This is a genomic window from Parapedobacter sp. (assembly GCF_053550995.1).
In genome coordinates, this window is sequence record NZ_JBMQOC010000068.1 from 1 (window position 1) to 9942 (window position 9942).

Annotated in this window: 6 protein-coding genes; all 6 read left to right on the plus strand. The window is 51.3% G+C overall.

What is annotated here, in order from left to right; genetic code table 11:
- The coding region (locus ACO1NT_RS09985) for an ABC transporter ATP-binding protein (protein WP_449048482.1) at nt 1-752 on the plus strand (752 nt) is incomplete at its 5' end.
- A 12-nt stretch (nt 753-764) separates the two neighbouring features.
- Nucleotides 765-2453, plus strand: coding sequence for a hypothetical protein (locus ACO1NT_RS09990; protein ID WP_449048483.1), 1689 nt, complete (start codon nt 765-767; stop codon nt 2451-2453).
- Between the two features lie 140 nt (nt 2454-2593).
- Nucleotides 2594-4213, plus strand: a complete 1620-nt coding sequence (locus tag ACO1NT_RS09995) for a DUF6377 domain-containing protein (RefSeq protein WP_449048484.1) — start codon at nt 2594-2596, stop codon at nt 4211-4213.
- A gap of 232 nt (nt 4214-4445) precedes the next feature.
- Complete coding sequence (locus ACO1NT_RS10000) at nt 4446-5867, plus strand: SGNH/GDSL hydrolase family protein (RefSeq protein WP_449048485.1); 1422 nt, start codon at nt 4446-4448, stop codon at nt 5865-5867.
- A gap of 21 nt (nt 5868-5888) precedes the next feature.
- The gene (locus tag ACO1NT_RS10005; RefSeq protein ID WP_449048486.1) at nt 5889-8249 is read left to right on the plus strand and encodes a GH92 family glycosyl hydrolase; all 2361 of its coding nucleotides are present in this window, start codon (nt 5889-5891) and stop codon (nt 8247-8249) included.
- Between the two features lie 40 nt (nt 8250-8289).
- Entirely contained in the window at nt 8290-9939 is a 1650-nt protein-coding gene (locus ACO1NT_RS10010; RefSeq protein WP_449048487.1) for a GH92 family glycosyl hydrolase, read from the plus strand.
- Nucleotides 9940-9942: the final 3 nt, after the last annotated feature.

Genomic DNA, 9942 nt, shown 5'->3' on the forward strand with positions numbered 1-9942 from the left:
CCGGCCTTGAAAAATCGTACGGTAGCAAGCATATCCTTAATGGCATCGACCTCGATATCTATCCGGGCCAAATTATCGGTTACATCGGGCCGAACGGCGCGGGCAAGTCGACCACCGTGAAAATACTCTGCGGGCTGATCGCCGATTTCCAAGGCACGGTGACCGTGGATGGCATCGACCTGCGGGCCGATGCGCTTGCGGTGAAAGCCAAGATCGGATACGTGCCCGAAAATGCGGAACTTTATGATGTGCTCACCCCGTTGGAGTACCTGGATTTCGTGGGTAAACTCTATGGCATGGAGGCATCGACGATCCGCAGCCGGGCAGAGCGCTTGTTGGCCAGTTTCGGCTTGGGTGATCGGCTGCATACACGCATGGATGCATTTTCCAAAGGCATGCGGCAGAAAGTGCTGCTTATCGCAGGTATCATCCATAATCCGCGCATCATCATGCTTGACGAGCCGCTGGCGGGCCTGGATGCCAATGCCGTAATCACCGTCAAGGAAATGATATCGCTGTTGGCAAAGGAAGGGAAGACCATTTTCTACTGTTCGCACATGATGGACGTGGTGGAGAAAATTTCCGATCGCATCCTGCTCATCCATGATGGCGCTATCGTGGCCGATGGCACGTTCGACTCCCTCAAGCATGAACATGGTGAAACGTTGGAACGTGTTTTTGCGCGGCTTACGGGCCGTGCGAACGCCGACAATGATGCCGCCCAGATCATTTCGGCCCTAGACGGACGATAATAAGGAAATAACGTGAATAAACTGATTCTTAACATCCTGTTGTCGCCCGCTTTCCTGTGGAAACGCCTGGGTGTCGACCTTGAAAAGCTCCGTTTGATCCTGAAGGTCAAACTATCGATGGATAACCGACGGCCGATGATGTCGTGGGCGACAGGCACAAAGAAGAAGTCGTCGAATACCAGTATCCTACAAACCATTGTGATGGCCCTGACGGGAGCTATGTTGTTGGCTTATCATTTTTTCTTGGACGATCCATATGTGGCTGGCTCGTTTTATTTTTTCTCCTTGATGTGTGTGTTGGCGTTGATGCTGATCAGCGAGTTTTCAACCATCTTATTGGATACGCGCGACCAGTTCATCATCTTGCCCCGGCCCGTGGACGACCGGACATTTTCAGTGAGCCGTATCCTCCATATCGGTATCCTACTGCTGGGTTTGCTGGCGGGCCTCGCCTTGCCAGGCTTGGTATACGCTGTTGTGGTTAACGGGATTACCGCCGGTGCGATTTTCATGGTGCAAGTGATGATAACCGGCATTCTTACCCTGCTCTTGGTAAACCTTTTTTACCTGATGATGATGAAATGGCTTTCGGCACAGCGGCTGAAAGATACGGTGTCGATTTTTCAGGTCTTATTTTCGGTGGCCATATTTTCATCCTATTACTTAGGGCCGACGTTGCTGCGCAGTGAATGGGTCCAGCAACTGCGCATCGAGTCGGCGCCCGCCACCTGGTTATTGCCGCCGGTGTGGGTAGCTTCGCTCCAGCAGCTGGTCGGGCAACCGTTCTCGGTAGGGGTGGCAGTGCTCGGCGCACTGGGTGTGTTGGCCCCCTTGATGGCCCTGTGGTTGGTGGTGCGGATATTCGCCGCCGGATTCAACGACAAGCTTGCCGCGATGGCCGGAGGGAGTGATACGGCGGCCGCAGTGGACCAAGGAGGGGCTACGGTAAAACGCACCCTTGGTGACAGGCTGGGGGCATTGTTGAGCCGGAGCCCGCTGGAAGCCGCGGGGTTTGGCATCGTGTGGCTCATCACCGGCCGGTCGAGGGAGTTCAAACAGAAAGTTTACCCATCGTTGGGTTTCGTGCCGGTGTATTTCGTGTTTCTCTTTTTTGTCGGCAGTGGCAATGACGAGGGTAGCTCAGGTGGCTCACTGGTGGCTAAATTGGAACAGATGCGCGAGCAGGGTACATTCATCGTCTTGTTTTACCTGTCTATATTCACGCTGATGACGGTGTTCCAATCCATTTCCCAAAGCGAACGGTTCAAGGCCGCATGGGTGTATTATGCGGCGCCGCTACGCGCACCCGGCGAGTTGATGGCGGGGGTACTCAAGGCGGTACTCGTCAAGTTCTTCTATCCTTATATTGCCTTGTTGGTTTTCATCGGTATCCCGCTGATGGGTATAGGGATCATAAACGATGCCCTGCTGGCTGCCGGTATCGGCAGTATCGAAGCGTTGTTGATTGCCCTTTTCATGACCAAGGCATACCCATTTTCACAGCCTGTCAAACAAGGCGGCGGGCGGATTGTCGTGACGCTGCTATTGACGGGTTTTGTCGGGCTGCTGGGATATGTCCATTATTTCTTTGCCGCAAATGAGGCGCTTGTTTGGGGGATAGCGGCTACTGCCTGGGTCGGTTTTATCGTCATGATGAAGTACTTCCGTAAAGAACGGTGGAGTAACCTGATGGCCGCTTAAGCGGTTACTTTCTTCTTATTACCTTATTACTAAATTACAAAACACAGGTTTACGGTAAGGAATGAGTTTTTTATAGGTTTCGCGTATATTTCGCTAGCTTTGCCCTTCATAGCAACTTGCCGACCAATTGTTATTGCGGAATGAAGATACTTTTATGCACCATAATCCTTTCCTTGGGTTCCTACACGTTCGCTTTTCCGAACGGTGAAAAAACCGAAATAGATTCCCTATTGCAGGTACTGGATAAAACCATCGCTAAACGCGCCGTCTATACCGCAGAAAAAGAACAGAAAATCGACAGCATCAAGCAGGTGCTCCAACGGGAGCGGTCGTTGGAAAGCCGCTATCACCTAAACAACGAGCTGATTGCCGAATACCAGTCTTTTATATGCGATTCTGCTCTCGCTTACATCGACCGGAATATCCAATTGGCCGACGACTTGAACAACAAGGCGTTTATCGATGAAAGCAGGTTGCGATTAGCCTTTGTTTTGTCGATTTCCGGCTTGTTTACCCAAGCTTTCGAAATTTTCGATACCATCGAATTCGATGCTTTGCCTCACCACCTGAAGGTATATTATTGCTGGGGTTATATCCGCTATAATGAAAATCTGATAAAATATACCGACAACCCGAAATACAATCGGGTGCACTTCGCAGAGATTATGCGATGCAGGGACACGTTGATGAACCTACTGGGCAAGGACTCGGACATGTACCTGAAGGAAAAGTCTTTCAAACTGAAGGCGGAAGGCGAATTCGAAGCTTCTGCCAAAATCCAATTGGCGTTGTTCAAGAACGAGGCGGTTGATTCCCACGGCTATGCCATGTCGGCGATGGGGCTGTCAATGATCCATAAAGAACTCGGAAACCAATCGTTGCAGGAAAAGTATCTGCTGCTTGCAGCGATAACCGATGTGCGGTTAGCCGTAAAAGAAAACGAATCGCTATTGAATTTAGCGATGTATTTGCACGGTAAGGGAGCGATAGACCGGGCATACAACTATATCCAGGCGGCACTCAAGGATGCCAATTTTTATAACTCACGGTTCAGGAATGCGGTGATTGCACGTACGCAACCGATCATCGAAGCCACTTACCTGGCCAAAATCGAACAACAACGACGGAATCTAAGGTCTTACGCGCTGGCCATAAGTGTGTTCCTGATCGTCTTGATCGTGACGTTATACTTCCTTTATAAACAGATAAAGACCGTATCGAGGGCAAGAAAGAATCTGGACGCCATTAACGTGCAGCTGATATCCACCAACCAGCGATTGGATGAAGCGAACCTGATACGGGAAAGGTATATCGGGTATTACATCAACCAATGCGCGGTATATCTCGATAAATTGGATGAATTCCGTAAAACCGTAAGCAGAAAGATTAAAGCGGGCCAACTGGACGAGCTACAAAAGCTGAGCGCATCCACCTCTACGCTCGAAAAAGATGCACAGGAGTTATATACCGACTTCGATAGCACCTTTCTGGAGGTTTACCCTGATTTCGTCTTGGAATTTAATGCATTGCTCCGAGAAAACGAACGATACGTACTCAAGAAAAATCACCTGAACACGGAGCTGCGCATTTTCGCGCTTATCCGACTGGGCATCACCGACGTCAACCAAATTGCCACGTTCCTGCGGTATTCCATCCAGACGATTTACAATTACAAGAGCAAAGTGAAAGGGAAAGCCGTTACCGACCCCGAGCACTTTGAAGAAAACGTGAAAAAGATAGGTGCATTTCCCGTCAGATAGGTTCTCATACGTTTACCAATTGGTCTATATGACTTATCGGTAAATTTGTGATTAAAAGCGTATTATATTTTTAAAAGGTAAAAATAACCTACCAACTAGCCTACTTGGCCATACAGGTGGGCGAATTGGTATATACATTTGCCGGTACAGGAACACAGACATACGGCCACGCCATTCGGCGGGGCAGGTAAGGTCCCGATTCCGGTTTAACCTTTTAAATTATAAACGTCGCATGATTACCGTTGCTACAAAAAACCGTCTTCCGCTGCTCACTTGGCTCGTCCTCCTCGTTTCGCTAACGTGTCTGCAATCATCGCCTGTCTTGGCCCAAGGGCTAAAACCATTTAAGGATAACGACCGGGTTGTGTTTCTAGGGAATAGCATCACGGATGGCGGGCATTACCATTCGTACATCTGGCTCTATTATATGACGCGGTTTCCGAAGATGGACCTGACGATAGAAAATGCGGGTATTGGGGGCGACCGGGTCATCGAGATGGTCAAACGTTTGGAGGGCGACGTGTTCAGTAGGCGCCCAACCGTATTGGTAACAACCTTTGGCATGAACGACTCGGGTTATTTCGAATACAACGGCTCGGAGCCCGGTAAGTTTGCCGACGAAAAGGTGAAGGAATCATTTGAGGCCTACCAAGAAATGGAAAGCCGGTATCGTGAACTCACCGATACCCGGATTGTATTGATGGGCAGCTCGCCTTACGACGAAACGGCCGAGATTGAAGGCAATACCCCTTTCAAGGGAAAGAATAGGGCGATGCTCCGCATCGTGGACTTCCAAAGGGCATCGGCCAAGGAAAACGGTTGGGAATTCTTCGATCTGAACCAACCGATGACACGTATCAATGGACGTATCCAGCAGCAGGATCCGACTTTCACGCTTTGCGGAAACGACCGCATCCACCCAGACAACGATGGGCACATGGTAATGGCATACCTGTTTCTGAAGGCGCAAGGTTTTGCGGGCAACAAGGTGGCCGAACTATCCATTGATGCCGCCCATCAGGAAGTGGTTTCGACGGTCAATTGCAACGTGTCACATGTCAAGAAAACACCAACCGGCATTTCTTTCGACTACCAGGCGAATTCATTGCCTTATCCCCTGGATACCGTAGCGCGGGGTTGGGGCAACAAAAAAAGCCAGTACGAAGCATTGCGCGCCGTACCTTTCATGGAAGAGATGAATCAGGAGCGGTTGGTCGTGGCTGGATTGAACGGCCTCCACCGATTGCTCATCGATGGCGAGGAAATCGGGGCGTGGTCTGCCGAAGAGCTTGCCGAAGGGATAAATCTAGCGGCGTTAAGCCAAACCCCCCAATACCAGCAAGCATTGGGTGTGATGTATCTGAACGAAGAGCGTTGGGAGATCGAGCGCAGGTTTAGGGATTATGCCTGGGTACAGTACAACTTCTTCCAGCCCAAGGGGCTGTTGAACGCCAACAATCGCCAAGCCATCAACGTCATGGACGAACACATTGCCACAGATGGTTGGTTGCGGGCCAAAAGGGATTTGTACGCGAAGGCCATGTTGCCCGAAGTGCGGGAGGCTTGGCAGCACCAAATTGACCAGTTGGTGGCGGCCATAAGGGAAGCGGCGATACCGAAAACACGGAAAATCGAACTCGTTGCCGTTCAGTAACAAAGGGAATGATAAAAGTTAATGAGTCAGTTATTTATGGTGGGTAAGAAGGTATACTATGGGGTGGGATGGGCGTTGTTGTCTTTGCTTGGTGCATGCGCAAGCGGTATACAGCAGGAAGATTTTGCAGCAGCCGATTTCGTAAATCCTTTCATCGGGGCGAGCACCAGCGTGGGAGAAGCGGGGGTTTACCATGGCTTGGGGAAGACGTTTCCGGGGGCGACGACGCCATACGGCATGGTACAGGTCAGCCCGAATACGATAACCGGGGGCGACAACAGCCCCGGGTACAGTTACGAGCACAAGACGATAGAAGGCTTCGCGTTTACGCAAATGAGCGGTGTGGGATGGTATGGCGACCTCGGCAATTTTTTGGTGATGCCCACAACAGGGAGTTTGAAAACGATTGCCGGAAAGGAGGATGGAAGCATCCAAGGGTACCGGTCGCGCTACGACAAAAATTCGGAATTGGCCCAACCGGGTTACTACGCGGTGCAGTTGGCCGACTACGGTATCGGCGTGGAAACGACCGCGGCTCCACATAGCGGGATGATCCGTTTCACCTTTCCGGAAAATAAGGAATCCCGTATCCAGATCGACTTGGCAAGGCGCGTGGGGGGGACCTCCGTACGGCAATATATCCGTAAGGTGGATGACCGGACGATACAGGGGTGGATGGAATGCACCCCCGAAGGCGGGGGCTGGGGAGACGGTGAGGGAAAGGCAGATTATACGGTCTATTTTTATGCCCGTTTCAGCAAGCCCTTGGCTGATTATGGTTTCTGGCGTGCGGATATCCCGGATGGCTGGTCCCGCAAGCGGGATGATGTGGTGAGTGAACGGTACTTGCGGCATGTGGAAAAGGCGGAAATCATCCAAGGGGAGACCGAGTTGGAAGGCGACCACCTCGGCTTTTTTACCGATTTTGAAACCGATGCCAATGAAGAGGTGACGCTGCAAGTGGGCATCTCGTTTGTAGACTTAGCGGGAGCAAAGAACAATTTCAGAAAAGAAATAGAAGGCAAGGACTTTGACCAGGTGCGGGCGGAAGCGACGGATTTGTGGAACAAAGCATTGTCACGTGTTAACGTGCAAGGCGGAACGGATGATAAAAAAACGATTTTCTATACCGCGCTTTACCACACGATGATCGACCCGCGTACCTATACCGATGTGGATGGACGATATACGGGCGGAGACCAGAAGATCCATGAAGACAGTAGCTACACGCGGCGGACCATCTTCAGTGGGTGGGACGTCTTCCGCAGCCAATTTCCGTTGCAGACTCTCATCAATCCGCAGCTGGTCAGCGATCAATTGAATTCGCTGATTGAACTCGCCGACGAATCAGGCAAGGGGTATTTCGAGCGCTGGGAGTTGCTGAATGCCTACTCCGGTTGCATGATCGGCAACCCGGCACTATCGGTACTGGCCGATGCGTATGTAAAAGGCATCCGCGATTACGATGTCGAGAAAGCGTACCAATATGCCGTCCATACGTCCCAGCTGTTCGGCAACGATGAATTGGGGTATACAGGTCCTCCGTTCAGCATTTCCAATACGTTGGAGTACGCCTATACCGACTGGTGTATCTCGCAACTGGCCAGCGGATTGGGTAAACAGGACGATGCCCAACGTTTTCTCGAAAAAGGACAGGCCTACCGGCATGTTTTCGACACGGAAAACGGATGGTTCAGGCCCAAGAAAGAAGATGGGTCGTGGGAAGATTGGCCCGAAAATGCCCGGACGACAGAATGGTACGGGACTATCGAATCCAACCCCTACCAGCAGGGATGGTTCGTTCCGCACGATATTCCGGGCATGATTGAGTTGATGGGCGGGCGCAGCAAAGCGCTGGCCGACCTGACCGATTTTTTTGAGAAAACACCGGAACACATGCTGTGGAACGACTATTATAACCATGCCAATGAGCCGGTGCACCTCGTTCCGTTTCTCTTTAACCACATGGATGCGCCGTGGCTGACACAGAAATGGACCCGCCATATCTGCGAAACCGCTTATGAAAATTCCGTGGAAGGCATTGTCGGCAATGAAGACGTGGGGCAGATGTCGGCCTGGTACGTCTTAGCGGCCTCCGGTATACATCCGTCGTGCCCCGGCACCACGCGCTACGAAATAACCAGTCCACTATTCGATGAGGTAGCGTTTGCGCTCGATCCGGATTATTTCGACGGGACAACGTTTAAAATAACCGCCCATGATAATTCGCCCGAGAATAGCTACATCCAAAAGGCATTGCTCAATGGGCAGCCGTACAACAAATGTTACATCGACTTTCAGGATATGGTCGCCGGCGGTACACTCGAATTATTCATGGGACCCCAGCCTAATGAAAACTGGGGCAAGGCAACAGGCAGCTAAATAGGAGCACATGGGTTTTAAAACGAACAGGGGTTTGGAAATGAAAAGGATGTATCGGGTCATCAGGGCGGTTTCGGCGGGCTTGGCGGTCGTACTTTTAGGTTGCGTATTTTCGTTCGCTCAGGAACGCAATCTGGTGAAATATGTCAATACCTTACAAGGCACCGATTCCGAATGGGCCTTGTCGTATGGGAACACCTATCCAACCGTAGGACTGCCATTTGGCCTCCATTTCTTTTCCGCCCAAACCGGTAAAAACGGTGATGGCTGGAAATACCAATATAAAGCCAACACCATCAGGGGCTTTCAGCAGGTGCACCAATGCAGTCCGTGGATGAACGACTATGCGGTGTTTTCGTTGATGCCGGGGATCGGAAGCTTGGTGGTGAATGAAGATGAACGCGCATTGGCATTCAGTCACGACCGGGAAACGGCGAAACCACATTATTATGCCGTTACGTTTGATAACGGTATCCAAGCGGAAATCAGCCCCGTGGAGCGCGGCGCCCACATGCGGTTCAGTTTCCCGCGCAAGCAAAAGGCGTATTTGGTGCTGGATGGCTTTATCAAAGACAGCGAGGTGGAGATTATCCCGCATGAGCGGAAAATCATCGGCTTTGTCAATAACGGCCGGTTTGTTCCGGGCAATTTCAAGAACTACTTCGTGCTGGAATTTGATCGCGATTTCAAAAGTTTCGGTACGTGGGAAAACACGGGCGACAGCATACGGGCGGACAATCTGCACGAGGCAGGAAAAGGGGTGGGGGCATACCTCGAATTTGCGCCGGGTGCAACGGTCGAAGTCAAGGTGGCCTCATCGTACATCAGTGCCGATCAGGCGGCACTGACCCTCGAACAAGAACTGGGCAGCGCCAAAAATTTCAAGACCACGAAAGCAAAAGCGTTCGACGTGTGGAATACATTGCTGAACCGGGTGGTGGTGGAAGGTGGAACGGAAGAAGAAAAGGCCACATTCTACTCCTGCCTGTTCCGTGCGAATCTGTTTTCGCGGAAATTCTACGAGATCGACGAAAACGGCGATCCGTATTACTATAGCCCGTACGACGGCAAAATTCACTCCGGTTATATGTATACCGACAACGGCTTCTGGGATACCTTCCGGGCACAATTCCCCTTGAGCAACATCCTGCATCGGGAAATGCAGGGAAGGTATATGCAGTCGTTATTGGATGCCCAGCAACAGGCCGGCTTTTTCCCCACCTGGTCCAATCCGGGCATGTCGGGCGTGATGATTGGCAACCACGCCATATCGTTGCTTGCCGATGCTTGGGCAAAGGGCATCCACACGTTCAACCCCGACAGCGCCCTGCGGGCTTATTATCACGAGGTCACCAATAAGGGCTTTTGGGGTGGCTCCAACGGCAGGGAAGGGTGGAAGGACTATTTTACCAAGGGATACATCCCCTACGGTGAAATCCACGAAAGCACAGCGAAGACATTGGAATATGCATACGATGATTTCTGCGGTTACCAGCTGGCGAAAGCGGTGGGCAACGATTTCTACGAAAACGTGTTTGGCCGGCAGATGTATAACTATAAGAATGTTTTCGACCCGGATGTCAACTTTGTGCGGGGCAGGCAGCCCGATGGCGAATGCCTTCCCCATATCGATCCCGTAGAGGGGGGTGGACCGTTCTCCTATGCCATCTCCTGGCAAAACACTTGGTAGATA

What these genes read in the sequence shown, in the direction of transcription:
- ACO1NT_RS09995 (WP_449048484.1), top strand. Translation starts at nt 2,594, where the DNA reads ATGAAGATACTTTTATGCACCATAATCCTTTCCTTGGGTTCCTACACG.
- ACO1NT_RS10000 (WP_449048485.1), top strand. Translation starts at nt 4,446, where the DNA reads ATGATTACCGTTGCTACAAAAAACCGTCTTCCGCTGCTCACTTGGCTC.
- ACO1NT_RS10005 (WP_449048486.1), top strand. Translation starts at nt 5,889, where the DNA reads ATGAGTCAGTTATTTATGGTGGGTAAGAAGGTATACTATGGGGTGGGA.
- ACO1NT_RS10010 (WP_449048487.1), top strand. Translation starts at nt 8,290, where the DNA reads ATGAAAAGGATGTATCGGGTCATCAGGGCGGTTTCGGCGGGCTTGGCG.